At 53.4% G+C, this 24,469-nt stretch carries 22 protein-coding genes and 1 other annotated feature; of the genes, 16 read left to right on the top strand and 6 right to left on the bottom strand.

The window, feature by feature from the left end:
* The 7 genes from dnaA to U0026_RS00035 all read left to right on the top strand — a co-directional run bounded on the left by dnaA (position 1) and on the right by U0026_RS00035 (position 8,855).
* Positions 1 to 1,398, top strand: a complete 1,398-nt coding sequence (gene dnaA, locus U0026_RS00005) for a chromosomal replication initiator protein DnaA (protein WP_062776670.1) — start codon at positions 1 to 3, stop codon at positions 1,396 to 1,398.
* Between the two features lie 4 nt (positions 1,399 to 1,402).
* Positions 1,403 to 2,503 (top strand): DNA polymerase III subunit beta, encoded by a 1,101-nt coding sequence (dnaN, locus tag U0026_RS00010; RefSeq protein ID WP_062776672.1) that lies wholly within the window; start codon positions 1,403 to 1,405, stop codon positions 2,501 to 2,503.
* Positions 2,503 to 3,576, top strand: coding sequence for a DNA replication/repair protein RecF (gene recF, locus U0026_RS00015; RefSeq protein ID WP_062776674.1), 1,074 nt, complete (start codon positions 2,503 to 2,505; stop codon positions 3,574 to 3,576). Before dnaN ends, recF begins: the two co-directional genes overlap by 1 nt.
* A gap of 28 nt (positions 3,577 to 3,604) precedes the next feature.
* Positions 3,605 to 6,019 (top strand): DNA topoisomerase (ATP-hydrolyzing) subunit B, encoded by a 2,415-nt coding sequence (gyrB, locus tag U0026_RS00020; protein WP_062776675.1) that lies wholly within the window; start codon positions 3,605 to 3,607, stop codon positions 6,017 to 6,019.
* A 169-nt stretch (positions 6,020 to 6,188) separates the two neighbouring features.
* Positions 6,189 to 6,590 carry a YidB family protein gene (locus U0026_RS00025; RefSeq protein ID WP_062776677.1) on the top strand — a complete coding sequence of 134 codons (402 nt, stop codon included), beginning with the start codon at positions 6,189 to 6,191 and terminating at the stop codon, positions 6,588 to 6,590.
* Positions 6,591 to 6,711: 121 nt separating this feature from the next.
* A complete protein-coding gene (yidA, locus tag U0026_RS00030) occupies positions 6,712 to 7,524 on the top strand; it encodes a sugar-phosphatase (protein WP_062776678.1) in 813 nt (270 codons plus the stop codon).
* A 104-nt stretch (positions 7,525 to 7,628) separates the two neighbouring features.
* Positions 7,629 to 8,855: a DUF3748 domain-containing protein gene (locus tag U0026_RS00035; RefSeq protein ID WP_062776679.1), complete on the top strand. Its 1,227-nt coding sequence runs from the start codon at positions 7,629 to 7,631 to the stop codon at positions 8,853 to 8,855.
* Position 8,856: 1 nt separating this feature from the next.
* Here the strand turns inward: U0026_RS00035 and U0026_RS00040 are convergent, their stop codons facing one another.
* Positions 8,857 to 9,186 carry a YceK/YidQ family lipoprotein gene (locus U0026_RS00040; protein ID WP_062776749.1) on the bottom strand — a complete coding sequence of 110 codons (330 nt, stop codon included), beginning with the start codon at positions 9,184 to 9,186 and terminating at the stop codon, positions 8,857 to 8,859.
* A 243-nt stretch (positions 9,187 to 9,429) separates the two neighbouring features.
* Positions 9,430 to 9,506: a sequence feature (ROSE (Repression Of Heat Shock gene Expression) occurs in the 5'-region of heat shock genes and acts as an RNA thermometer to modulate expression.), on the top strand.
* Between U0026_RS00040 and ibpA the strand changes: the two genes are divergently transcribed.
* From ibpA to U0026_RS00055, 3 genes are all read left to right on the top strand, one after another.
* Positions 9,500 to 9,913, top strand: coding sequence for a small heat shock chaperone IbpA (gene ibpA / locus U0026_RS00045; RefSeq protein WP_062776681.1), 414 nt, complete (start codon positions 9,500 to 9,502; stop codon positions 9,911 to 9,913). It overlaps the preceding feature by 7 nt.
* A 219-nt stretch (positions 9,914 to 10,132) precedes the next feature.
* Positions 10,133 to 10,561, top strand: coding sequence for a small heat shock chaperone IbpB (gene ibpB / locus U0026_RS00050; RefSeq protein WP_062776682.1), 429 nt, complete (start codon positions 10,133 to 10,135; stop codon positions 10,559 to 10,561).
* A 156-nt stretch (positions 10,562 to 10,717) separates the two neighbouring features.
* Positions 10,718 to 12,379 carry a putative transporter gene (locus tag U0026_RS00055; RefSeq protein ID WP_062776684.1) on the top strand — a complete coding sequence of 554 codons (1,662 nt, stop codon included), beginning with the start codon at positions 10,718 to 10,720 and terminating at the stop codon, positions 12,377 to 12,379.
* On the opposite strand, the gene U0026_RS00060 is transcribed toward U0026_RS00055, so the two are convergent.
* Positions 12,336 to 13,085 carry a GntR family transcriptional regulator gene (locus U0026_RS00060; protein ID WP_062776686.1) on the bottom strand — a complete coding sequence of 250 codons (750 nt, stop codon included), beginning with the start codon at positions 13,083 to 13,085 and terminating at the stop codon, positions 12,336 to 12,338. The genes U0026_RS00055 and U0026_RS00060 overlap by 44 nt on opposite strands.
* Positions 13,086 to 13,383: 298 nt before the next feature.
* On the opposite strand from U0026_RS00060, the gene U0026_RS00065 reads away from it, so the two are divergent.
* The 6 genes from U0026_RS00065 (at position 13,384) to U0026_RS00090 (ending at position 18,763) form a co-directional block, all read left to right on the top strand.
* Positions 13,384 to 15,006 (top strand): alpha-glucoside-specific PTS transporter subunit IIBC, encoded by a 1,623-nt coding sequence (locus tag U0026_RS00065; protein ID WP_062776688.1) that lies wholly within the window; start codon positions 13,384 to 13,386, stop codon positions 15,004 to 15,006.
* Complete coding sequence (locus U0026_RS00070) at positions 15,003 to 16,325, top strand: 6-phospho-alpha-glucosidase (RefSeq protein WP_062776690.1); 1,323 nt, start codon at positions 15,003 to 15,005, stop codon at positions 16,323 to 16,325. Before U0026_RS00065 ends, U0026_RS00070 begins: the two co-directional genes overlap by 4 nt.
* Positions 16,326 to 16,472: 147 nt before the next feature.
* Positions 16,473 to 16,820: a YidH family protein gene (locus U0026_RS00075; RefSeq protein WP_062776691.1), complete on the top strand. Its 348-nt coding sequence runs from the start codon at positions 16,473 to 16,475 to the stop codon at positions 16,818 to 16,820.
* On the top strand, positions 16,810 to 17,172 hold the full coding sequence (locus U0026_RS00080; RefSeq protein WP_062776693.1) for a DUF202 domain-containing protein: 363 nt from the start codon (positions 16,810 to 16,812) through the stop codon (positions 17,170 to 17,172). The genes U0026_RS00075 and U0026_RS00080 overlap by 11 nt, the downstream gene beginning before the upstream one ends.
* The gene (locus U0026_RS00085) at positions 17,169 to 17,843 is read left to right on the top strand and encodes a radical SAM protein (RefSeq protein ID WP_241973920.1); all 675 of its coding nucleotides are present in this window, start codon (positions 17,169 to 17,171) and stop codon (positions 17,841 to 17,843) included. The genes U0026_RS00080 and U0026_RS00085 overlap by 4 nt, the downstream gene beginning before the upstream one ends.
* 107 nt (positions 17,844 to 17,950) lie before the next feature.
* Positions 17,951 to 18,763, top strand: a complete 813-nt coding sequence (locus U0026_RS00090) for a helix-turn-helix domain-containing protein (RefSeq protein ID WP_062776695.1) — start codon at positions 17,951 to 17,953, stop codon at positions 18,761 to 18,763.
* 45 nt (positions 18,764 to 18,808) lie between these two features.
* Here U0026_RS00090 and U0026_RS00095 read toward each other — a convergent pair whose 3' ends face one another.
* The 4 genes from U0026_RS00095 to dsdX form a co-directional block, all read right to left on the bottom strand.
* Positions 18,809 to 20,107 carry a BNR repeat-containing protein gene (locus tag U0026_RS00095; RefSeq protein WP_062776697.1) on the bottom strand — a complete coding sequence of 433 codons (1,299 nt, stop codon included), beginning with the start codon at positions 20,105 to 20,107 and terminating at the stop codon, positions 18,809 to 18,811.
* Entirely contained in the window at positions 20,107 to 21,378 is a 1,272-nt protein-coding gene (locus U0026_RS00100) for an MFS transporter (protein WP_062776699.1), read from the bottom strand. Before U0026_RS00100 ends, U0026_RS00095 begins: the two co-directional genes overlap by 1 nt.
* Positions 21,379 to 21,568: 190 nt before the next feature.
* Complete coding sequence (gene dsdA, locus U0026_RS00105; RefSeq protein WP_062776701.1) at positions 21,569 to 22,891, bottom strand: D-serine ammonia-lyase; 1,323 nt, start codon at positions 22,889 to 22,891, stop codon at positions 21,569 to 21,571.
* A gap of 17 nt (positions 22,892 to 22,908) precedes the next feature.
* Positions 22,909 to 24,246 (bottom strand): D-serine transporter DsdX, encoded by a 1,338-nt coding sequence (dsdX, locus tag U0026_RS00110; RefSeq protein ID WP_062776703.1) that lies wholly within the window; start codon positions 24,244 to 24,246, stop codon positions 22,909 to 22,911.
* Between the last annotated feature and the right edge of the window lie 223 nt (positions 24,247 to 24,469).

Consider the following 24,469-nt stretch of genomic DNA (forward strand, 5'->3'; position numbering starts at 1 on the left):
GTGTCACTTTCGCTTTGGCAGCAATGTCTTGCCCGATTGCAGGATGAGTTACCAGCCACAGAATTCAGCATGTGGATCCGCCCGTTGCAGGCGGAACTAAGCGATAACACGCTGGCCCTGTACGCGCCAAATCGTTTTGTGCTCGATTGGGTGAGAGATAAATACCTCAATAACATCAATGGATTGCTGAATGATTTCTGCGGTGCTGATGCCCCGCAACTGCGTTTTGAGGTTGGCACCAAACCGGTCACCCAGACCGTCAGAGAGACGGCAAACGTCAGCGCTCCGGCGCAGGCAGCACAGGTTTATGCACCGCGCGTTGCGCCGGCCCCACGCTCGGGTTGGGATAACGTTCCGGCCCCCGCAGAACATTCCTACCGTTCTAACGTCAACGTTAAGCATACCTTTGATAACTTCGTTGAAGGTAAATCAAACCAATTGGCTCGCGCGGCGGCGCGTCAGGTTGCGGATAACCCAGGCGGGGCGTATAACCCGCTGTTTTTGTACGGTGGTACGGGTTTAGGTAAAACGCACCTGTTGCATGCTGTGGGCAACGGCATTATTGCCCGTAAACCCAATGCAAAAGTGGTGTATATGCACTCCGAGCGTTTTGTCCAGGACATGGTAAAAGCCCTGCAAAACAATGCGATCGAAGAGTTTAAACGCTACTACCGTTCCGTTGATGCCCTGCTTATCGATGACATCCAATTCTTCGCCAATAAAGAACGATCCCAGGAAGAGTTTTTCCACACCTTTAACGCCCTGCTGGAAGGTAATCAGCAGATCATCCTGACATCGGATCGCTATCCGAAAGAGATCAATGGTGTCGAAGATCGTCTGAAATCCCGCTTTGGTTGGGGTTTGACCGTGGCTATCGAACCGCCTGAGCTTGAGACCCGCGTCGCTATCCTGATGAAAAAAGCTGACGAAAATGATATTCGTCTGCCAGGTGAGGTGGCGTTCTTTATTGCCAAGCGTCTACGCTCTAACGTGCGTGAACTTGAAGGGGCGCTGAACCGCGTTATCGCCAATGCCAACTTTACCGGCCGGGCGATCACCATCGATTTCGTGCGTGAAGCGCTGCGCGATTTGTTAGCGCTGCAAGAAAAGCTGGTCACCATCGACAATATTCAAAAGACGGTGGCGGAGTATTACAAAATCAAAATTGCGGACTTGCTCTCCAAGCGACGTTCTCGCTCGGTGGCGCGTCCGCGCCAGATGGCGATGGCGTTGGCGAAAGAGCTCACCAACCACAGTCTGCCGGAGATTGGCGATGCGTTTGGTGGTCGTGACCATACCACCGTGCTGCACGCCTGCCGTAAGATTGAGCAGCTGCGTGAAGAAAGCCACGATATCAAAGAAGACTTTTCCAATTTAATCAGAACATTGTCGTCGTGATCCTATGAAATTTACCGTAGAACGTGAACATTTATTAAAACCGTTACAACAGGTGAGTGGCCCGCTTGGCGGGCGTCCGACATTGCCGATTCTGGGTAACCTGCTGTTGCAGGTGGCGGATGGCACGCTGTCGCTGACCGGTACCGATTTAGAAATGGAAATGGTAGCGCGTGTTACGCTGCTGCAACCGCATGAACCGGGCGCGACTACCGTCCCGGCGCGTAAATTCTTCGACATTTGTCGTGGCCTGCCGGATGGTGCGGAGATCGTTGTTCAGCTCGAAGGCGACCGCATGCTGGTGCGCTCTGGCCGCAGCCGCTTCTCGCTGTCCACGCTGCCTGCTGCTGACTTCCCGAACCTCGACGACTGGCAAAGCGACGTGGAATTCACGTTGCCGCAAGCGACGATGAAACGCCTGATTGAAGCCACCCAGTTCTCAATGGCGCATCAGGACGTTCGCTATTACTTAAACGGCATGCTGTTTGAAACCGAAGGTGAAGAACTGCGTACCGTGGCAACCGATGGTCACCGTCTGGCGGTCTGCTCAATGCCGGTGGGACAATCTCTGCCAAGCCATTCGGTGATCGTGCCACGTAAAGGTGTGATTGAGCTGATGCGTATGCTCGACGGTGGTGATACACCGCTGCGCGTGCAGATTGGCAGCAATAATATCCGTGCCCACGTCGGTGACTTTATCTTCACATCGAAGCTTGTTGACGGTCGTTTCCCGGATTATCGCCGCGTGTTACCGAAAAATCCGGATAAACACCTCGAAGCCGGTTGCGATATCCTCAAGCAAGCATTTGCCCGTGCGGCGATTCTCTCAAACGAGAAATTCCGTGGTGTGCGTCTGTTTGTGCGTGAAAACCAGATTAAAATCACCGCCAACAACCCGGAGCAGGAAGAAGCAGAAGAAATTCTGGACGTCTCCTACCCTGGCACCGAGCTGGAAATCGGCTTTAACGTGAGCTACGTGCTGGATGTGTTGAACGCGTTGAAGTGTGAAACCGTCCGCATTCTGCTGACTGATTCTGTCTCTAGCGTACAGATTGAAGATGCTGCCAGCCAAAGCGCGGCCTATGTTGTTATGCCAATGAGACTGTAATGTCGCTCACCCGCCTGTTGATCCGCGATTTTCGCAATATTGAAAACGCGGATCTCGCTTTATCCCCTGGCTTTAACTTCCTGGTTGGCGCCAACGGCAGTGGCAAAACCAGCGTACTGGAAGCCATTTACACGCTCGGCCATGGCCGGGCGTTTCGCAGTTTGCAGATTGGCCGTGTGATTCGCCACGAGCAGGATGCGTTTGTGCTGCACGGTCGTTTGCAGGGTGAAACTCGCGAAACCGCCATCGGCCTGACCAAAGACAAGCTGGGTGACAGTAAAGTCCGAATCGACGGCACCGACGGTCACAAAGTTGCTGAGCTGGCGCTACTGATGCCGATGCAGCTGATTACGCCTGAGGGGTTTACTTTACTCAACGGCGGCCCCAAATACAGAAGAGCCTTCCTTGATTGGGGATGCTTCCACAACGAAGCGGGATTCTTCACCGCCTGGAGCAACCTTAAGCGGTTGCTAAAACAGCGTAACGCCGCGCTACGTCAGGTAACCCGCTACGAACAGCTACGACCGTGGGATAAAGAACTTATCCCGTTGGCTGAGCAGATTAGCCGCTGGCGTGCTGAATACAGCACCGGTATTGCCGAAGATATGGCGGATACCTGCAAACAATTTCTCCCGGAGTTCTCCCTCGCTTTCTCCTTCCAGCGTGGCTGGGAAAAGGAAACCGACTATGCCGAAGTGCTAGAGAGAAGCTTCGAACGCGACCGTATGCTGACCTACACCGCACACGGTCCGCACAAGGCTGATTTCCGCATTCGCGCCGATGGCGCACCTGTGGAAGACACCTTATCGCGCGGGCAGTTAAAACTGCTGATGTGCGCACTACGTCTGGCGCAGGGTGAGTTTCTGACCCGCGAGAGCGGGCGGCGCTGCCTGTACCTGATAGATGATTTTGCCTCGGAACTTGATGATGCGCGGCGTGGCCTATTGGCCAGCCGTTTAAAAGCGACACAATCACAGGTTTTCGTCAGCGCAATTAGCGCTGAACACGTTATAGACATGTCCGATGAAAATTCGAAGATGTTTACCGTGGAAAAGGGTAAAATAACGGATTAACCCAAGATTAAATGAGCGAGAAACGTTGATGTCGAATTCTTATGACTCCTCCAGTATCAAAGTCCTGAAAGGGCTGGATGCGGTGCGTAAGCGCCCGGGTATGTATATCGGTGACACGGATGACGGCACCGGTCTGCACCACATGGTATTCGAGGTTGTGGATAACGCTATCGACGAAGCGCTCGCGGGTCACTGTAAAGACATCGTGGTGACGATTCACGCTGACAACTCCGTGTCCGTGACCGATGATGGCCGTGGTATTCCAACCGGTATTCACCCGGAAGAAGGCGTTTCTGCGGCCGAAGTTATCATGACCGTTCTGCACGCAGGCGGTAAATTTGATGATAACTCCTATAAAGTGTCCGGTGGTTTGCACGGCGTAGGTGTTTCGGTTGTTAACGCCCTGTCGCAGAAACTGGAATTGCTGATCCGCCGCGAAGGCAAAGTACATCAGCAAACTTATGTCCACGGTGTGCCACAGGCTCCGCTGGCGGTAACCGGTGAAACGGAAGCGACCGGTACACAGGTGCGTTTCTGGCCAAGCCACGAAACCTTCACCAACGTAATCGAATTCGAATATGAGATTCTGGCAAAACGTCTGCGCGAGCTGTCATTCCTGAACTCCGGCGTTTCCATCCGTCTGCGCGATAAGCGTGACGGCAAAGAAGACCATTTCCACTATGAAGGTGGTATCAAGGCGTTTATTGAGTATCTCAATAAAAATAAAACGCCTATTCACCCGAATATCTTCTACTTCTCCACCGAAAAAGACGGTATTGGCGTAGAAGTGGCGTTGCAGTGGAACGATGGTTTCCAGGAAAACATCTACTGCTTCACCAACAACATTCCACAGCGTGATGGCGGTACTCACCTTGCAGGCTTCCGTGCGGCGATGACCCGTACGCTGAACGCTTACATGGACAAAGAAGGCTACAGCAAAAAAGCCAAAGTCAGCGCCACCGGTGATGATGCCCGTGAAGGCCTGATTGCCGTCGTTTCCGTAAAAGTACCGGATCCGAAATTCTCCTCTCAGACCAAAGACAAACTGGTCTCTTCTGAGGTGAAAACGGCGGTAGAACAGCAGATGAATGAACTGCTGAGCGAATACCTGCTGGAAAACCCGTCTGACGCCAAAATCGTCGTCGGAAAAATTATTGATGCAGCACGTGCCCGTGAAGCCGCACGTCGTGCGCGTGAAATGACTCGCCGTAAAGGCGCGCTGGACTTAGCAGGCCTGCCGGGCAAACTGGCGGACTGTCAGGAACGCGACCCGGCCCACTCTGAACTGTACTTAGTGGAAGGGGACTCAGCGGGCGGCTCTGCAAAACAGGGGCGTAACCGTAAGAACCAGGCGATTCTGCCGCTGAAGGGTAAAATCCTTAACGTTGAGAAAGCGCGCTTCGACAAGATGCTCGCTTCTCAGGAAGTTGCCACGCTGATTACCGCACTAGGCTGTGGTATTGGTCGTGACGAATACAACCCGGATAAACTGCGCTATCACAGCATCATCATCATGACCGATGCCGACGTTGATGGTTCACACATCCGTACGCTGCTGTTGACCTTCTTCTATCGTCAGATGCCAGAAATCGTTGAGCGTGGCCACGTCTACATCGCTCAGCCGCCGCTGTACAAAGTGAAGAAAGGCAAGCAGGAACAGTACATCAAAGATGATGAAGCGATGGATCAATACCAGATCTCTATCGCTCTTGATGGCGCAACCCTGCATACCAACGCCCATGCACCGGCACTGTCGGGTGAAGCGCTGGAAAAACTGGTTTCTGAGTACAACGGTACGCAGAAAATGATTGGCCGCATGGAGCGCCGCTATCCGCGTTCACTGCTCAAAGAGCTGGTCTATCAGCCAACGCTGACCGAAGCCGATCTGGTTGATGAAGCGAAAGTCACGGCCTGGGTTTCCCAGTTGGTAAACGTGCTGAATGAAAATGAAATGCACGGTAGCACCTGGAATAGCCTTGTCCGTAAAGATGCCGAGTTGAATCTGTTCGAACCGGTTATCCGTGTACGTACTCACGGTGTCGACACCGATTATCCACTGGATAACGAATTCATCACTGGTGGTGAATACCGCCGTCTTTGCACGCTGGGCGAGAAGCTGCGTGGCCTGATTGAAGACGATGCATTCATCGAACGTGGCGAACGCCGTCAGCCGGTTGCCAGCTTCGAACAAGCGCTGGAGTGGCTGGTGAAAGAATCTCGTCGTGGCCTCTCCATTCAGCGTTATAAAGGTCTGGGCGAAATGAACCCGGATCAGCTGTGGGAAACCACTATGGACCCAGACAGCCGTCGCATGCTGCGTGTGACCGTTAAAGATGCGATTGCTGCTGACCAGCTGTTCACCACCCTGATGGGCGATGCCGTTGAACCGCGTCGTGCGTTTATCGAAGAGAATGCCTTGAAAGCGGCGAACATCGATATCTAAACTGTAGGCCGGATAAGGCGTTTACGCCGCCATCCGGCAGCCTGGTAGCGCTACGCTTATCAGGACAACAGATAAAAACGTCTGAATTTTTTCAGGCGTTTTTTTATGTCCGTCATCCGCGAACTATACTTCACCCTGTCTATTGTTAACGCATGACTTGAGGTGAAGTATGGGATTTTTCGATGATGTAGTCGGTTCATTGCTACAGGGTGATTCGGGGAAGTATCAGGCCATCCTGACGTGGGTCAATGATCAAGGCGGCGTTCAGGCTCTGTTAGAGAAGCTGAAAAACGGGGGATTAGGCGATATCGTTTCATCCTGGATCAGCAATCAACACAATAACCAATCGGTTAGTGCCGACCAGATTGAGTCTGCGCTAGGCACACCCGCGGTAGCCGATCTCGGTGCGAAGCTCGGTACCGATGCCAGTTCGGCCTCGTCTTTGCTGGCAGACTATCTTCCAAGGATTATTGATGCGCTTTCGCCGAAGGGTGAGGTTGACTCACAGGCGCACACTGACCTGATTTCAGCCGGTATGAATCTGCTCAAAGGCGGCAAGCCATTTGGCTGATCGACAAACAAAAGGGGAGCACGCATTATGCGATGTATCCCCGTTTAAACCGACCTTACCTGCTGTTTTTTGAGCTAAATCGAGTTAGCATGAGGACAGACTCATCTAACCTGGGGATCTCATGGCTATTAAACTGATTGCAATCGACATGGACGGAACATTGCTGTTGCCGGACCACACTATTTCTCCTGCGGTAAAAAATGCACTCGCCGCCGCGCGTGCAAAAGGAGTTAACGTGGTTCTGACCACCGGGCGTCCCTACGCTGGCGTGCATAGCTACTTAAAAGAGCTGGGTATGGAGCAACCGGGGGATTATTGCATCACCTACAACGGTGCGCTGGTGCAGAAAGCAGGTGATGGCAGCACGGTCGCACAGACGGCGCTGAACTATGACGACTACCGCTTCCTGGAAGAGCTGTCTCGTAAAGTCGGTTCTCATTTCCACGCGCTGGATCGCAATACGCTGTACACCGCTAACCGTGATATCAGTTACTACACGGTGCATGAATCCTTTGTGGCGACCATTCCGCTGGTGTTCTGCGAAGCCGAAAAAATGGATCCGAAGACTGAGTTCCTCAAGGTCATGATGATTGATGAACCTGCTATCCTCGATAAAGCGATTGCCCGCATCCCCGCTGAAGTGAAAGAGAAATATACCGTGCTCAAAAGCTCGCCGTATTTCCTCGAGATCCTCGACAAGCGCGTAAACAAAGGCACTGGTGTGAAATCGCTGGCTGACGTGCTGGGTATCAAACAAGAAGAAATCATGGCGATTGGCGATCAGGAAAATGACATTGCGATGATTGAGTATGCAGGTGTCGGTGTCGCGATGGACAACGCTATTCCTGCAGTGAAAGAGGCGGCAAACTTCGTCACCAAATCAAACCTCGAAGATGGTGTGGCCTGGGCGATTGAGAAGTACGTACTTTCCTGATATTCCCCAATGCCCGGTTAAAGCCGGGCATTCTACTTAAACCCTTATGGGTTAACCTCTGCACATGGTAAAAGTATGCGGTACCTTTTGACCGGAACTCTGCCATGAAACAAGTCACTTTCTCCCCCCGCAACCACCAATTAACGAATACCCGCACCTGGACGCCGGACAGCCAGTGGCTGGTTTTTGATGTTCGTCCCTCTGGTGCCTCGTTTACCGGCGATTCCATTGAGCGCGTAAACGTTCACAGCGGTGAGGTGGAGGTGATTTATCAGGCGCGCGAAGGTGCGCATGTTGGTGTGGTGACGGTGCATCCCTTTGCCGACCAGTACGTGTTCATCCACGGCCCGGAAAACCCGGATGCGCAATGGCAGTATGATTTCCACCATCGTCGTGGTGTCGTGACCACGCTCGCTGAAACCCGCAATCTTGATGCAATGGATATTACTGAGCCTTACACCCCCGGCGCGCTGCGCGGTGGCAGCCACGTCCACGTCTACAGCCCGTGTGGACAGTACGTGAGTTTTACCTATAACGACCACGTGATGCATGAATACGACCCGGCACTGGATCTGCGCAATGTCGGCGTTGCCGCGCCGTATGGGCCGGTGTTGCCGCGCGGACAGCATCCTCGTGAATATAGCGGCAGCCACTGGTGCGTATTGGTCAGTCAGACTACCGCCCAGCCTCAACCTGGTAGTGACGACATCAACCGTGCTTATGAAGAGGGTTGGGTGAGCTCACAGGCGCTGACGTTTATTGGCGATACCGTTTCTCTATCCGGTGAAAAGGTGCCTGAGCTGTTTTTGGTGGAACTTCCGCGCACGGAGTCGGCCTGGAAACAGGCGGGCGATGCGCCGCTGGCGGGGACAGACACCACTCTGCCTGCGCCGCCAATGGGCGTATGCCAGCGCCGTTTAACCTTCACCCACCAACGGGCGTATCCAGGGCTTGTGAATGTGCCGCGCCATTGGGTGCGCTGCAATCCACAGGGGACGAAAATTGCCATACTGATGCGAGATGACAACGGTATCGTCCAGTTATGGTTAGTGTCGCCGCAGGGCGGTGAGCCGCAGCAGTTGACGCATAACACATCAGATATTCAGTCGGCATTCAACTGGCATCCGTCAGGAAACTGGCTGGGCTTTGTGCTGGAAGAACGTATTGCGATTTGTGCGGCAGACAGTGGGGCGGTGACGTTTTTAACGAACGATCATGCTAATCCACCATCGGCAGATGCAGTGGTCTTCTCACCCGATGGACACACAATAGCCTGGATGGAGGAGACAGCCGGTTATCGCCAGCTGTGGACGACGGAGACCGGCCATTAATTTATGGGGCGGACATGGCGGCAGGCGGTATAACCGCGTTAGTCGCCAGTGTTTCCTGCTCGCTCTTTTCGACTCGTGAACGTACAGAGCTGTCTTTGCGGAATAAATCCCACGGCAACAAAACCGTATCCATCACGGCGGTAAAAGGCATATCCAGGGCGATCAGTGATTTGGTCGCCCAGCCATTCTCATCATCACTCAGCATTTCTGTACTGGCGCGCGTACCAGGATAAGTTCCTTCTTTGCCGCCCGTATGTGACATTACGCTGGAACATCCTCCCGATAAGAAGATCCCCCCAACCAGCGCCGTTTTAATCAGAATATTTTTCATCATGAGCTCTTCATTGTTATGAGCATAAAAAAGCTCGTCACCCGGGTTATAGCCACCCGTTGCCAAAATAGAAAGTCCCGGCTTACCGCTCTGTGGCGGCTGTCGCACTTTGACCTTTTGTGCTCTGACCCAGTGTAAGCCTTATCAGAGAAAGTGCAAAAAAAGTCAGACACGAGGACTTGAAAAAGGTTCTTTCTCCCTCATTTTATAGGTGTAGCCAAAGAGAACACGCCTGCGGGGTGTTCGGGCCTCAATGACCTGTCCATGATGGAAGGTTTTAAATTTCTCGCTGATTTTCAGGAGCTATTTGATTATGCGTAACTTTGACTTATCCCCGTTATACCGTTCTGCCATTGGTTTTGACCGTCTGTTCAACCTGTTGGAAAACAATCAAACACAAAGCAACGGTGGCTACCCTCCGTACAACGTTGAACTGGTTGATGAAAACCACTATCGCATCGCGATTGCTGTGGCCGGTTTTGCCGAAAGTGAGCTGGAAATTACCGCGCAGGATAATGTGCTGGTGGTTAAAGGTGCGCATGAAGCAGAGCAGAAAGAACGCACCTATCTCTATCAAGGTATTGCCGAGCGCAACTTTGAACGCAAATTCCAGTTAGCTGAAAACATCCACGTGCGTGGCGCTAACCTGGTGAACGGCCTGCTGTATATCGAACTGGAGCGCGTCATTCCAGAAGCGAACAAACCGCGCCGTATCGAAATTAACTAATTCTGCCGGGCCGCTTGTGCGGCCTGTGTTAAACAATCGACTTGCCGTCAGGGAGTCGAAAGGTATTTTTCGCCCGAAACAATTCACGTTGCAGGAAGGCGGCAAGGGAGTGAATCCCAGGAGCGTACAAAAGTACGTGACTGGGGTGAACGAACGCAGCCAACGCATCTGCAACGGGAAGTGTGAAGGGGAAACTCGCTTCTTAGAAGGAGAAATATTATGCGTAACTACGATTTATCCCCACTGCTGCGTCAATGGATCGGTTTTGACAAACTGGCAAATGCGCTGCAAAGCACTACTGAAAGCCAGACCTTCCCACCGTACAACATTGAAAAAAGCGACGATAACCACTATCGCATCACGTTAGCGGTAGCCGGGTTCCGTCAGGAAGATCTGGACGTTCAGCTTGAAGGCACACGTCTGACCGTGAAAGGGACGCCGCAGCCACAAGAAAAAGAGACCCAATGGCTGCACCAGGGGTTAGTTACCCAGGCCTTTAGCCTGAGTTTCACCCTGGCTGAAAATATGGAAGTCTCCGGCGCCACCTATAACAACGGCCTGTTGCATATTGATTTAACCCGCAATGTGCCAGAAGCCCTCGCGCCGCAGCGTATCGCCATTAGTGAACGCCCAGCGTTAAATAGCTAAGCCAATTTGACTGATTAAGCCCCGAATTTCGGGGCTTTTTTTTACCTTATCGCGCCGACCTTTGTTAGTGATTATTGTGCTTCGTATTACATACAACTCCCCATTCCTTCGTCCATAATCCCTGTTATCAGTAATGTTATTCACAAGGAAAACAGGATGAGTGATATAGCATTGACGGTCAGCGTTCTGGCGCTGGTTGCGGTCGTGGGGCTGTGGATTGGTAACATCAAAATTCGCGGAATCGGCTTTGGTATTGGCGGCGTGTTGTTCGGCGGCATCATTGTCGGCCACTTTGTTGACCAGGCGGGCATTACCCTGAGCAGCCCGATGCTGCACTTTATTCAGGAATTTGGCCTGATATTGTTCGTCTACACTATCGGTATCCAGGTGGGGCCGGGATTCTTTGCGTCGCTGCGGGTGTCCGGCCTGCGGCTAAATCTGTTCGCCATTCTGATTGTTATCCTCGGTGGCCTCGTCACCACGCTATTACACAAAATCTTCGCTATCCCGCTGCCGGTAGTGCTGGGTATTTTCTCTGGTGCTGTCACCAACACGCCTGCGCTGGGTGCCGGGCAGCAAATCCTGCGCGATCTCGGTGAGCCGTTCAGCGTGGTGGATCAAATGGGTATGAGCTATGCGATGGCCTATCCATTTGGTATTTGCGGTATTTTGCTCACCATGTGGCTGATACGCCTGTTCTTTAGGGTAAACGTAGAAAAAGAGGCTCAGCAGTTTGACGAACAGGCGGGTTCTGGCCATTCACACCTTAAAACCATCAATATCCGCGTTGAAAACCCCAATCTGAACCGCATGGCGATTCAGGATGTGCCGGTTCTCAATAGCGATAAAATTATCTGCTCGCGCCTGAAGCGCGGTGAAACCCTGATGGTACCGTCGCCCACGACGATTATTGAAACCGGCGACCTGCTGCACCTGGTCGGGGAAGCGTCCGATCTGCATAACGCGCAGCTGGTTATCGGTAAAGAGGTGGAAACTTCGCTGTCGACGCGCGGCACGGACATGAAAGTGGAAAGGGTGGTGGTCACCAACGAAAAGGTGTTGGGCAAGAAAATCCGCGATCTGCACTATAAACAGTGCTATGACGTGGTGATCTCACGCTTAAACCGTGCCGGGGTTGAACTGGTGGCCAGCAGCAATGCCAGCCTGCAGTTTGGTGATATCTTAAACCTGGTCGGTCGTCCGGCAGCGATTGATGCGGTGGCGTCTGACCTCGGTAACGCTCAACAGAAATTACAGCAGGTGCAAATGCTGCCGGTATTTATCGGCATTGGACTTGGCGTGCTACTGGGCTCCGTGCCGCTTTTTATTCCCGGTTTCCCGGTCGCGTTGAAGCTAGGTCTGGCCGGTGGCCCGCTAATTATGGCGCTGATTCTGGGGAGAATTGGCAGCATCGGCAAGCTTTATTGGTTTATGCCGCCAAGCGCCAACTTGGCGCTGCGTGAGTTGGGGATTGTATTGTTCCTGGCGGTGGTAGGGCTAAAATCCGGCGGTGATTTTGTCGAAACGCTGCTGCACGGTGAAGGCTTAAGCTGGATAGGTTACGGGATCTTCATTACCGGCATTCCGCTGCTGACGGTGGGTATTCTGGCGCGCATCTTCGCGAAGATGAACTATCTGACCCTCTGCGGTATGCTGGCAGGCTCGATGACTGACCCACCGGCATTGGCGTTTGCCAACAACCTACACGCCACCAGCGGCGCGGCTGCACTCTCTTATGCCACGGTTTACCCGCTGGTGATGTTCCTGCGCATTATTACTCCACAGCTTCTGGCGGTGCTGTTCTGGGGGATGGGCTAACGGCCTGCACGCGCCTCAGATGGTAATCCACCTGATATTCACTGGCGTTACGGAACATCACGGAATAGTTAAGGAACTCGCCGCTGTCGCTGTAGGAAAGAGAGGTGATGCGCAGCAGCGGCGTCTGTTCCGGTAGATTCATTGACTGTGCCAGCTGCTTATCCGCCAGCACCGGTGCCAGACTCTCATAATTGCCGCTGATGATAATGCCGCACTCTTTCTCGATATAATCAAACTTCGACCCTTCCAGATGCACCAGTGACAAATTACGGAACAGCTTCACCGGCATGTAGCTGTCTTCCAGCATTAGCGGTTTACCGTCCACGTAGCGTACTCTGCGCGAAAAGTAGATCCGCTCGTTAATCTGAATCCGCAACTGGCTGGCAATCGCCGGGGGGGCCGGCATCACCTCAAACACCAGCACCTTGCTAGATACCTCCCTTCCTTGCTGACGCAATATTTCCGCCAGCCCGGTGAGATTGGTGGTTTCGTGATGAATATCTTTATGCGCCACGTAGGTGCCGCTGCCGTGCCGCCGCACCACCAGACCCCACTCAATCAGCAGATCGATGGCTTTACGAATCGTCATACGAGCAACGCCAAACTCCTCCGCCAGCTTTTTCTCGCCCGGTAATGGGCTGCCAATGTTGAAATCGGATGAATTCAGACGTAAACGCAATCTGTCGGCTATTGATTTGTAGATCACAACTAGACCTCTTCTGACGTCAGGTGAGCAATTATTGAACCGATGTTTCTTATTTAAAACTAACGTATTACAGCGGAATACAGAGATTTCTTCAGAAATGGAAAAATAGTGAGATTGTAGATGTCTACTAATCATCAAAAAAGTAGACAACATTGCGCTAATTAAAACCATGAATGCGATCACGGATTGCAACGCAATAGCATGTTGTTAGATGAGCGAATTCCTATTCTCGTAGCAGGCCGAAGATAAACACCAATAAGGCCACTTACCCTACGAGTTGTTAAATGAGGATTTCCAAATGCTCAGTCAAATACAACGCTTTGGCGGCGCAATGTTTACCCCAGTTTTGTTGTTTCCCTTTGCGGGGATCGTGGTGGGTATCGCCATTATGCTGCGCAACCCGCTGTTCGTTGGTGAGGCGTTAACGGCCTCCGATAGCTTATTCGCTCAGATTGTTCACATTATTGAAGAAGGTGGCTGGACGGTATTTCGTAATATGCCGCTGATTTTTGCCGTCGGTCTGCCGATTGGCCTGGCAAAACAGGCGCAGGGCCGCGCATGCCTGGCGGTTCTGGTTAGCTTCCTGACCTGGAACTACTTTATTAATGCGATGGGGATGACCTGGGGCCACTTTTTTGGCGTCGACTTCTCGCTCGACCCTACGGCAGGTACTGGCCTGACGATGATTGCCGGGATAAAGACCCTCGACACCAGCATCATTGGGGCGATAGTCATTTCCGGCATCGTCACCGCCCTGCATAACCGCTACTTCGACAAACCTCTCCCGGTATTCCTCGGCATTTTCCAGGGCTCATCATTTGTGGTGATCGTGGCGTTCCTGGTGATGATTCCTTGCGCCTGGTTGACGCTGCTCGGCTGGCCAAAAGTCCAGATGGGGATTGAGTCGCTCCAGGTATTTTTACGCGGCGCAGGTGCATTAGGCGTCTGGATCTACACCTTCCTCGAACGCATTCTGATCCCAACCGGCCTGCATCACTTTGTCTACGGTCCATTCATCTTTGGCCCTGCGGCGGTAGAAGGCGGTATTCAGGTTTACTGGGCCGAACATCTGCACGCATTCAGCCAAAGCACCGAACCGCTGAAAACATTATTCCCGGAAGGCGGGTTTGCCCTGCACGGCAACTCTAAAGTCTTTGGCTCCGTGGGGATTGCGCTGGCGTTGTACTTTACCGCGGCGCCGGAAAACCGGGTCAAAGTGGCGGGCCTGCTTATTCCTGCAACGCTGACAGCCGTACTGGTCGGGATTACCGAACCGCTTGAATTCACCTTCCTGTTTATCTCCCCGCTACTGTTCGCCATCCATGCGGTACTGGCGGCGACGATGGCGACGGTGATGTACATGTGCGGAGTGGTGGGAAATATGGGCGGCGGCCTGTTGGATCAGTTTCTGCCGCAAAACTGGATCCCGATGTTCCATAACCACGCCTCAATGATGTTTATCCAGATAGGCATTGGCGTGTGCTTCACGGCGCTCTACTTCGTGGTTTTCAGAGCGCTAATCCTGCGCTTCAACCTGAAAACGCCGGGCCGTGAAGACAGCGAAATCAAACTCTACAGCAAAGCGGATTATCAGGCTGCACGCGGCAAAACCACTGCCGAGGGTGCAACCGAGGGTAAACCTAGCCAGGCCGCAGGCATCCTGCAGGCACTGGGTGGCGCAGCCAACATTGAAAGCGTCAATAACTGTGCCACACGTTTACGAATCGCGCTGGTGGATATGGCGAAGACACAAAGCGACGACGTCTTTAAAGCACTTGGCGCTCACGGCGTCGTGCGACGCGGCAATGGCATCCAGGTGATTGTTGGCCTGCATGTTCCACAGGTCCGCGACCAGCTAGAAAGCTTAATGAAACATTCTCGACCGACCGAACACACCACCATGACGGAGGCAGTATCATGAAAAAATTCTCAGTTGTTATCGCAGGCGGCGGCAGTACCTTTACCCCAGGCATCGTGTTAATGCTGCTGGCAAACCAGGACCGGTTCCCGCTGCGGTCACTGAAATTTTACGACAACGACGGCGCGCGTCAGGAAACCATCGCCGAAGCATGTAAGGTTATCCTTAAAGAGCAGGCGCCGGAGATTGAATTCAGCTACACCACCGACCCGCAAGCGGCGTTTACCGATGTCGATTTTGTGATGGCGCATATCCGCGTGGGTAAATACCCGATGCGTGAAAAAGATGAAAAAATCCCGCTGCGCCACGGCGTACTCGGTCAGGAAACCTGCGGGCCGGGTGGCATTTCTTACGGTATGCGCTCGATCGGCGGCGTGCTGGAACTGGTCGATTATATGGAAAAATATTCGCCGAACGCGTGGATGCTGAACTACTCCAACCCGGCGGCGATTGTGGCGGAAGCGACGAACCGCCTGCGTCCAAACGCTAAAATTCTCAACATTTGCGATATGCCTATCGGCATTGAAGGACGAATGGCGCAAATTGTGGGTCTCAAAGATCGTAAACAGATGCGTGTGCGCTACTACGGCCTGAATCACTTCGGCTGGTGGACATCGATTGAAGATCTGGAAGGCAACGATTTAATGCCGAAATTACGCGAACATGTCGCTAAATATGGCTATGTTCCGCCATCTAACGACCCACATACGGAAGCAAGCTGGAATGATACTTTCGCCAAAGCGAAAGACGTGCAGGCGCTGGATCCGGACACCATGCCGAATACCTACCTGAAATACTATCTGTTCCCTGACTATGTGGTCGCTCACTCTAACCCGGAGCGCACCCGCGCTAACGAGGTGATGGACCACCGTGAGAAAAACGTCTTCACCGCGTGTCGGGCGATTATTGAAGCCGGTAAATCCTCTGCGGGCGACCTGGAAATTGATGAACATGCTTCTTACATCGTCGATCTGGCGACCGCCATCGCCTTTAACACCCAAGAGCGCATGCTGCTGATTGTGCCAAACAACGGTGCGATTCATAACTTCGACGCCGATGCGATGGTTGAAATTCCATGCCTGGTCGGCCACAACGGCCCAGAACCATTGACGGTAGGCGATATTCCTAACTTCCAGAAAGGGATGATGGGCCAGCAGGTAGCGGTGGAAAAACTGGTGGTGGATGCCTGGGAACATCGCTCTTACCACAAACTGTGGCAGGCGATTGCATTGTCGAAAACCGTGCCGAGCGCATCAGTCGCCAAAGCAATTCTTGATGATTTGATTGAGGCCAATAAAGACTACTGGCCGGAACTGCACTAACCTTTCTGACCGGCATCTTCACGGTGCCGGTCGTTTGCTTTTGTCGGCATCACCCCTTTATGACCATTTTATTGAAAAACTCCGCGGCACAATGAGCACGTTTACGATAATGTTAAACGTCTGACTTTTATCGATTCAGGAGCTGTCATGAAGATTTCCCGCCTCGGTGAAGCGCCTGACTATCGCTTTTCGCTGGCTAATGAGCGCACGTTTCTGGCATGGATACGCACGGCGCTGGGCTTTCTGGCGGCAGGCGTTGGGCTTGACCAGCTCGCCCCCGACTTTGCGACGCCGGTCATTCGTGAAGCGCTGGCGCTAATGCTGTGCTTATTCGCGGGCGGCATTGCTATTTATGGCTATCTGCGCTGGCTGAGCAATGAAAAGGCGATGCGTTTAAAAGAGGACTTACCCTACACCCGCAGTCTGCTGGTGATTAGCCTGATGCTAACAATCGTGGCGCTGGTGGTTATGCTGCTGGTGCTCTATGCCGGATAGTCGAAAATCCCGGCGTCAGTACGATCCTGGGCTTCAACCTGAACGAACCTCACTGGCCTGGTTCCGCACGCTGCTTGGCTACGGCGCATTAATGGCGCTGGCGCTTAAGCACAATTGGCATCAGGCTGGTTCTCTTTTCTGGGTGTCGGTGGGCGTGCTTATTCTGGTTGCTGCTATCCTTTGGCATTACACCCGCAACCGTAACGTTATGGATGTCTGTCAGGATGATTTTGCGCAACCCCGCGCGATTCGTGACAAATTTTTGATCTCCCTCGCAGTGTTGTCGCTCGCAATATTGTTTGCTATGACTCACATACGCCAACTTATTATTTTTATGAAGGATTTAGGATGACAGGACGTCAGGCTGAACCCAGTCATTATCACTACGACCTCAACTATGACCACTATCCTGTTCCGTCTGAAGACGCGAGCCTTCTGCTGAACTATGACGCTTATGGCATTGATGAGCGCTCGCACCCACACATTTTAATGCAGCTTCAGGCACAGCCTCATGTGTCCACATTACAAGTGGTCATTCATCACGGCAATAGTCAGCAACCGCAGCATCTTTACCGCTACCTGCGCGGGCTCGGTATCCCTTTTTTGCAGTTTATCCCATTGGTTGCGGTGGATGACGTGGGCAATCTGACCGCCGACTCAGTGCAGGCTGAAGAATGGGGCGCATTTCTGATCGCGGTATTTGATCTCTGGGTACAAAAAGATATTGAACAGATCCACATCCGGCAGTTTGATGCTGTGTTGGATATCTGGCGTGGAAAGTCATTACAGGTTGTTTGCGACAATGCGCCTCTCACGGATGAATGTCGTGAGTGTTCCGTACTGTGTTTTTGCCAGGGTGACTGTCTCGAAAATCGCATTGCCGACGGCGGGAAGAGTGCGCTGTGTGCAGGCTACCACCAATTCTTCACCTACAGCGCACCGTATATGAAAGCGATGCGCGACCTGCTTAAACAACACCGCTCGCCGATGGAATTGATGGCGATGTTAGCTCAGAGCCGATAAGCTTTCTCCGTTTGCCAGTTATGCCCACCGGGTGGCAAACAGAGGAAGGTGTCCGTTGTACATTCTGGTATCACTATTATTCTGAGTGAAATCTGCCAGGAGTGACTATGCCGCTCGTTCTGCCCCAGGACACCCATTTTCACCATCCGCTGGAAAGCGTGGTGTTTCATTTCTGGCATCCGGAAAAGAACATCAGCCATGAACATACCCACGAATACTGCGAACTGTTTCTCGTTGGCAGCGGTAGCGGTATTCATGTTATCAATGAAAAACCCTGGCTGTTGACCAGCGGTACGCTGTGTTATCTGAATCGCCAGGATTACCATCTTTTTGAAGAGATGAAGGATTTACAGCAGGTTAATCTGCTCTATCTCGGACGCGATAATTTCAACTTTATCAAACACATTGATTATCTCTTACCGCAAGAGGGAGAGAGTAACGTCTGGCAAATGGACGTGGGGATCATGCAGCGTGTTATTGACCGTCTCGCCAGCCACAAAGAGGAGGCGTTCGCTGACAAACTTCTGGCTGAAAGCTATAAAGAGATTTTGTTCCTCGAAGTACTGCATACGCTCAACCAATGGCGTTATAAGACTCAGGATTTTCACTCCAGCGACGACCGTATCAGCCAGGTGTTGATTCGCCTGAATGGGCAGTGGCAGCAGCCGCTCGACCTGGACGCGTTGTGCCAGGAATTCACTATCTCCCGGCGCACGTTGCAGCGCGGTTTTAGCGAATATACCGGCGTTTCCCCACAGCAATATCTGGCCCGTATGCGGCTGCTGCAATCACGCTATCAGCTGCGTTTCACTAACGACTCGGTCAATGATATTGCCATTCGCTGTGGATTTGGCGACGTTAGCTACTTTTCGCGTGCGTTTCGCCGCCAGTTTGGTGTGTCACCGAATCAATGTCGGTAGCGAAACCTATCCCGGCGTCGCATTGCTCGGCCGGGAATGTTCGGTTTACTCACCGACGAATTCAACCACCTCCAACAGCGTCGCCCCGGTTTTGGCTTCATGCGCCACATCGCGGAAAATAGGCAGCGCTTCCCAGCGTAACCAGTAGCGGTTTTGCGGGCGGTAATCGCTGTTTTGTGCCGGAATTAGCTGTACTTCTGCCTGTGGTGCAACATTCTGCCGGGGCTGCCATAACTCAGCGGGAAGCCTTGGTATAAGCGGTTTGGTGGCGATGACAGACAGCGTCCGGTCATCAATAATCCACACGCCGCTACCGGCCCATGTTGATGTCCATTCCACCGCCATTTGACCGTTGCCGACAGCACGCGGCACGCTGAGCGTTACGTCTGGGGGAATGGATCCGCCGCCGTTGAAATCCCAACGAAAATCCCACTGGCTGAGCTGCGATTTTTGCCAGCCGCCTCTACCATCCGGGCGGGCCAGATACGCTTGCGACAGCCCCCGGTCATCATAACGATGGTAAATCAGCACCGGGCGCGCCTGATTATCAAAGCCCACCTCCTGCACCATATTAATCAGCCCGCCGCCGATACCTGCATCGTCAACAATCTCACCCTGATGACGGGCAATCGGCAGCACGAGCGGGGTGCCGTCCGATTTCTCCCAGCGCTTAAGATCGCGGCTGCGCACGTAGGAGAGGTTATTGTTGGTTTCGCAGTGCGGCGTTTCGCGCCACATCCACACCATGTGCCAGTAGCCGTCCGGCCCCAGCAGCGGCTGGCGCGCGTAGCCGTTACGCGCCTCCTCGCCGTTGAGCAGCGGCGTTTCCAGAAGCCGTGTCCACTGCTGGCGTTCGGCGTCGAAAATGTTGTACAGGTCGTCGCCGTTGCCGCTACAGCCATCGCGGTAGCGGAACAGCAGGCGTCCCTGTACATCCTTAAAGAACACCGGGTAGGTGGCGCGGGCTTCGCGCTCGCCGGTCATCGCAGGTTCACATTCCAGCGTGGTAACGTCCAGCGGTTGGCGGCTACGGAAGTAAATAAGCGGATCGACATGCATATTGCCGGAAAGATGCAGATATCCGCTGCTATCGACCGCCATCGTCAGATAATTGTGCGAATCAAAATCGGTAATATGGCTATAGCGCTCGCGCTCCGGGATCCAGAAACCTTCTGGCTGGAAGGTCTTCCAGGCGCCGTCTGGTAGTTCGCGCTGGCCGACGGTAATGCGGTGTTCGGCATCATACCAGGCGGCAAACTGATGATTATCATGATTCATCAGGCAATAGAGTACGGTGAAATCTGCGCAGGCGTGAGCCACGGGCGCAACAACGATATCGGTCATCAGACGGTCTCCGGACGGGCAACAAAGGTTTTTTTACGGTGTAAAAAGAAGGCGGCCAGCACCAGCGCGCCGATAGGGTGCAGCGTGGCACCGGCGTAAATCGGCATCGAGTAGCCAAAGTTATCGATTATCGAGCCGACAAAGCCGTTAAAGATAATGGAGCTGACGCCGCCCAGAGCGCTCATCACGCCGATAGCGGTGGCGATGGCAACCCGTGGCGCCAAACCGCCCATCATGATGGTCGCCATGCTGAGCCATGCGGTGCACATAAAGTTAATGACCGTCATGATGGCGACAGCGGCATAGGCATTGCTGATGGATGGCAGCAAAAACACCAGTGGTGCCAGACAGGTAACCGACCAGATAACGGTTAAGCGAGCGCGAGTGGCGTCCATACCGCGCGCCACCAGACGGTCGGAGGCCCAGCATGCTGCCAGCACGCCGAAGACGGCAATCAGCGGCGGCAGCCACATCAGCTTGCCGACTTCCGCCAGCGTCAGGCCAATTTTCTCCTGCATAAAACCGACCTGCCAGTACTGGTAAAAGAACCAGAATGGGTCGGTCAGCAGACGCGCAATCAGCAGCGCCCAGATAGGTTTGGAGGTGAGCACCATTTTGTAGCGGTCAATCAGCGGTACGCTAACCGCCGCTTCCATCACTACGTCTTCCGCCGCTGGCGGCGTTTTACGGCTTGCCAGATACCACAGAATACCGACCACCACGCCCGCCATTGCTGGGATAAAGAACGCCCAGCGCCAGCCGGTAGAGAGCGTCACCCATGCCACGAATGGCGGGGCGATAATCAAACCGACGGATTGAATAATGTTGGTGAGCTGGAAAGCGAAAGCGCGTTGTTCGGCGCGAAACCAGGTAAAGACTGCCAGCGTTAGTGCGGGCACAATCCCCGATTCGGCAAGCCCCAGCAGGACGCGGCCGACAATCAGTCCGGTCATCGAATGTGACAATCCGGTAATCAGCGTGGCAATGGACATCAACACCATTAAGGCGCACAGCACATAGCGACTGCCGAAGCGGTCAACGATGCCGCCGACAAAGAAATACATGAAGGTATAGGGGATCATAAAAGCGCTGATCAGCACCGAATAATCGCTGTTATCCAGCCCCAACTCCTGCATTAGAGTGGTTTTGAGGATGGAAACGATTTGCCGGTCGAGCGAGAAGAAAAACAGCACGCAGCCGAGGAGCAAAAGCAGTACCCAAATCAGCAGGGTAAAGCCGCCACGGCCGACAGATTTTTCAGCCTGTTGCATTGTGTTCTCCAATTTATCGTAGGTATACGAGGTAAACCGGAGTATATCGACGCTGTTATATGAGGGAGGGAGCGGGGGAGAGGAGTGTGACGCGCGGCAATACGCTTTGACCTGTAATGCCACAATTGTTCGGGAACTGGCATGATTGTCATGCAGCATCGCCCGCTAAGGGAGCGATGCTGCATTGAGGTTAACGACCTTTTGCCAGGTACTGCGCCATTTCAGCTTCCGGCACCATGCCGCCGCCGGTGGCCCACACCAGATGGGTAGCGCTATTGAGCTGTTCTTCGCTAAAACCGTGCATTTTCTGATAATCAGCAGAGGTGCATACCCGCTGTGGGCCAGCCATCCCCGCCAGTGCCGACGGCTCAAGGCGAATCCCTTCCTCCTGCGCCAACCAGCCCAGCAGGTCATACATGGTCTGGTCATCCAGCGTGTACAAACCATCGAGCAGACGCTGCATCGCGCGTCCCACAAAGCCAGATGCGCGGCCCACCGCCAGGCCGTCGGCGGCGGTCAGGTTATCAATGCCAATCTCCTGCACGGAAATACCATCGTGCAGCCCGGTGTAAACCCCCAGCAGCATACACGGTGAATGGGTCGGCTCTGCGAAGAAACAGTGTACGTTGTCGCCAAATGCCAGCTTCAGGCCAAATGCCACGCCGCCAGGGCCGCCGCCGACGCCGCATGGCAGATAGACAAACAGCGGATGGTCAGCATCCACCACGCGGCCTTGCTGCGCGAACTGTGCCTTCAGACGCTGCCCGGCCACCGCGTAGCCCAGGAACAGCGTGCGGGAGTTTTCATCGTCGATAAAGAAGCAGTTTGGGTCAGACTCTGCCGCCTTGCGTCCCTGTTCAACCGCCACGCCGTAATCTTCTTCGTACTCAACCACCGTTACGCCGTGGCTGCGCAGTTTGGCTTTTTTCCACGCGCGAGCGTCAGCGGACATATGCACCGTCACCTTAAAGCCAATGCCAGCGCTCATGATGCCTATCGACATGCCGAGGTTCCCGGTTGAGCCCACCGCGATGCTGTACTGGCTGAAGAATTGTTTGAATTCAGGCGAAAGCAGCACGCTGTAATCATCTTCCGTGGTCAGTAAACCGGCTTCCAGTGCCAGTTTTTCAGCGTGGGTTAGCACTTCATAAATACCACCACGGGCTTTAATCGAACCGGAAATTGGCAGATGGCTGTCTTTTTTCAGCAGCATTTCGCCGTTGATAGGCTGCCCGTACTCTTTTTCCAGCCGTTTCTGCATCGCGGGAATGGCCGCCAGTTCAGATTCGATAATACCGCCGGTTGCCGCCGTTTCCGGGAAGGCTTTTGCCAGGTACGGCGCAAAGCGCGTCAGGCGGGCATGCGCGTCCTGAACGTCGTCTTCCGTCAGGCCAACATAAGGTAAACCTTCCGCAAGAGAGGTGGTGCCAGGATTAAACCAGGTCGTTTCCTTCAGAGCGACCAAATCTTTCACTAAAGGATACTGGGCGATAAGTGTTTGAATGTTTTCCATAGTCAGTCTCTTTGCGCTTAGATAATAAAGGAAAGCAGGAATGTGCACGCCAGTGCAATCACCGACGCGATAAATGTCGCGGTCGTATAGTATTTGAACGTCTCATTCAGGGTTGCGCCGCAGTATTGCTTCACCAGCCAGAAGAGGGAATCGGTGACGATCGTGCAGCCAATGGCACCGGAACCGATGGCAATAGCGATGATCTCCGGGCTGACGTTGGGATAGAGTGGCAGCATCGGCGCGACAATTGCCGTCGCGCCCATCATTGCCACTGTGGCAGAACCTACCGCCGCGTGCAGGATCAACGCCACCAGCCAGGCCAGTAGAATCGGGTGCATATGCATGTTTGAAAGAATCAGCGCCAGCGTATCCGCCAGCCCGCTGCTCTTCAGAATGGCGTTGAACGCGCCGCCCGCCCCGATAATCAGCAGGATATTGGCAATGGAGCCAAAGCCATTTTCAGTATGAGTCAGCAGAGTGCCCATGCCGATATGCTGGCGCAGACCGAGAATGTAGTAGGCCACAAACACGGCGATAAACATGGCGGTGATCGGGTTGCCGATAAACTCCAGCAACGTATACACCGCGCTGCCTTTTGCCATGTTCAGTTCTGCGACGGTTTTCATCAGCATCAGGCCAATCGGCAGCAGCACGGTAAACAGCGTGGCACCCAGCGACGGCAGCGTGTTTTCGTCGCGCACCTTCAAATCGGAAAACTCAGCCGGTACCGGTTTAAACGGCAGACGGTTGCCAAGGAACTTCAGATACAGCGGCCCGCCGATAAGTGACGCCATCAGCCCCACCAGTAAACCGTAGACAATCACGGTGCCCAGATCTGCACCAAGTTTATTTGCCACAAATAGCGCTGCCGGATGCGGCGGGACAACGCAGTGCACCGCCATCAGCGCCGTACACAGCGGGATGGCCAGCTTCAGCAGTGAGGTATTGGTTTTTTTGGCAATAGAAAACGCCAGCGGAATCAACAGTACCACGCCGACTTCAACAAACAGCGTGATCCCGCAAATCAGGCCGACCAGCACCATAATCACGTCAGCGGAAAGCCAGCGGCAGCGCTGGAGCGTCAGGCCAATACGTTCTGCCGCGCCGGACACTTCCATCATCTTGCCCAGAATGGTCCCCAGACCGATAACTGCGGCGAGGAAGCCCAGCGTGCCGCCGATGCCACTCTCGATGGCATTGACCATATCTAGCGGCCCCATGCCCATCATGGTGCCCACAAAGAAGCTGGCTAACAGCAGCGCCAGAAACGGATGGAATTTAAACTTCACGATGGTCAACACGATTAACACAATGCTTATCAGCAGCGTGCTCACAACCCAGATTTGAGAGTGCATAACTCACCTTGCCCTGTGATTAATATGCCTATATTGGACAAAAATAAGGCACGTGCTGACAAACGATATAAATCCCCTTTCACATGAATCAGATTGAATCAAATGGGTGATTTACTTCTAATATCGCTTCAATAATGCGACATGATTCACTTTGATTCATCTTTACGCTGATTTTTACAGCGGATTTTTTTACACTCTGGTGAAAGAGTCAGGATGAAAGAGG

Source organism: Kluyvera intermedia (assembly GCF_034424175.1).
GTDB classification, from domain to species: Bacteria; Pseudomonadota; Gammaproteobacteria; order Enterobacterales; family Enterobacteriaceae; genus Kluyvera; species Kluyvera intermedia.

Bases quoted from the DNA above. Each gene is read 5' to 3' on its own strand.
- dnaN (WP_062776672.1), top strand. From the start codon at position 1,403: ATGAAATTTACCGTAGAACGTGAACATTTATTAAAACCGTTACAACAG.
- recF (WP_062776674.1), top strand. From the start codon at position 2,503: ATGTCGCTCACCCGCCTGTTGATCCGCGATTTTCGCAATATTGAAAAC.
- gyrB (WP_062776675.1), top strand. From the start codon at position 3,605: ATGTCGAATTCTTATGACTCCTCCAGTATCAAAGTCCTGAAAGGGCTG.
- U0026_RS00025 (WP_062776677.1), top strand. From the start codon at position 6,189: ATGGGATTTTTCGATGATGTAGTCGGTTCATTGCTACAGGGTGATTCG.
- yidA (WP_062776678.1), top strand. From the start codon at position 6,712: ATGGCTATTAAACTGATTGCAATCGACATGGACGGAACATTGCTGTTG.
- U0026_RS00035 (WP_062776679.1), top strand. From the start codon at position 7,629: ATGAAACAAGTCACTTTCTCCCCCCGCAACCACCAATTAACGAATACC.
- U0026_RS00040 (WP_062776749.1), bottom strand. From the start codon at position 9,186: ATGAAAAATATTCTGATTAAAACGGCGCTGGTTGGGGGGATCTTCTTA.
- ibpA (WP_062776681.1), top strand. From the start codon at position 9,500: ATGCGTAACTTTGACTTATCCCCGTTATACCGTTCTGCCATTGGTTTT.
- ibpB (WP_062776682.1), top strand. From the start codon at position 10,133: ATGCGTAACTACGATTTATCCCCACTGCTGCGTCAATGGATCGGTTTT.
- U0026_RS00055 (WP_062776684.1), top strand. From the start codon at position 10,718: ATGAGTGATATAGCATTGACGGTCAGCGTTCTGGCGCTGGTTGCGGTC.
- U0026_RS00065 (WP_062776688.1), top strand. From the start codon at position 13,384: ATGCTCAGTCAAATACAACGCTTTGGCGGCGCAATGTTTACCCCAGTT.
- U0026_RS00070 (WP_062776690.1), top strand. From the start codon at position 15,003: ATGAAAAAATTCTCAGTTGTTATCGCAGGCGGCGGCAGTACCTTTACC.
- U0026_RS00075 (WP_062776691.1), top strand. From the start codon at position 16,473: ATGAAGATTTCCCGCCTCGGTGAAGCGCCTGACTATCGCTTTTCGCTG.
- U0026_RS00080 (WP_062776693.1), top strand. From the start codon at position 16,810: ATGCCGGATAGTCGAAAATCCCGGCGTCAGTACGATCCTGGGCTTCAA.
- U0026_RS00085 (WP_241973920.1), top strand. From the start codon at position 17,169: ATGACAGGACGTCAGGCTGAACCCAGTCATTATCACTACGACCTCAAC.
- U0026_RS00090 (WP_062776695.1), top strand. From the start codon at position 17,951: ATGCCGCTCGTTCTGCCCCAGGACACCCATTTTCACCATCCGCTGGAA.
- U0026_RS00095 (WP_062776697.1), bottom strand. From the start codon at position 20,107: ATGACCGATATCGTTGTTGCGCCCGTGGCTCACGCCTGCGCAGATTTC.
- U0026_RS00100 (WP_062776699.1), bottom strand. From the start codon at position 21,378: ATGCAACAGGCTGAAAAATCTGTCGGCCGTGGCGGCTTTACCCTGCTG.
- dsdA (WP_062776701.1), bottom strand. From the start codon at position 22,891: ATGGAAAACATTCAAACACTTATCGCCCAGTATCCTTTAGTGAAAGAT.
- dsdX (WP_062776703.1), bottom strand. From the start codon at position 24,246: ATGCACTCTCAAATCTGGGTTGTGAGCACGCTGCTGATAAGCATTGTG.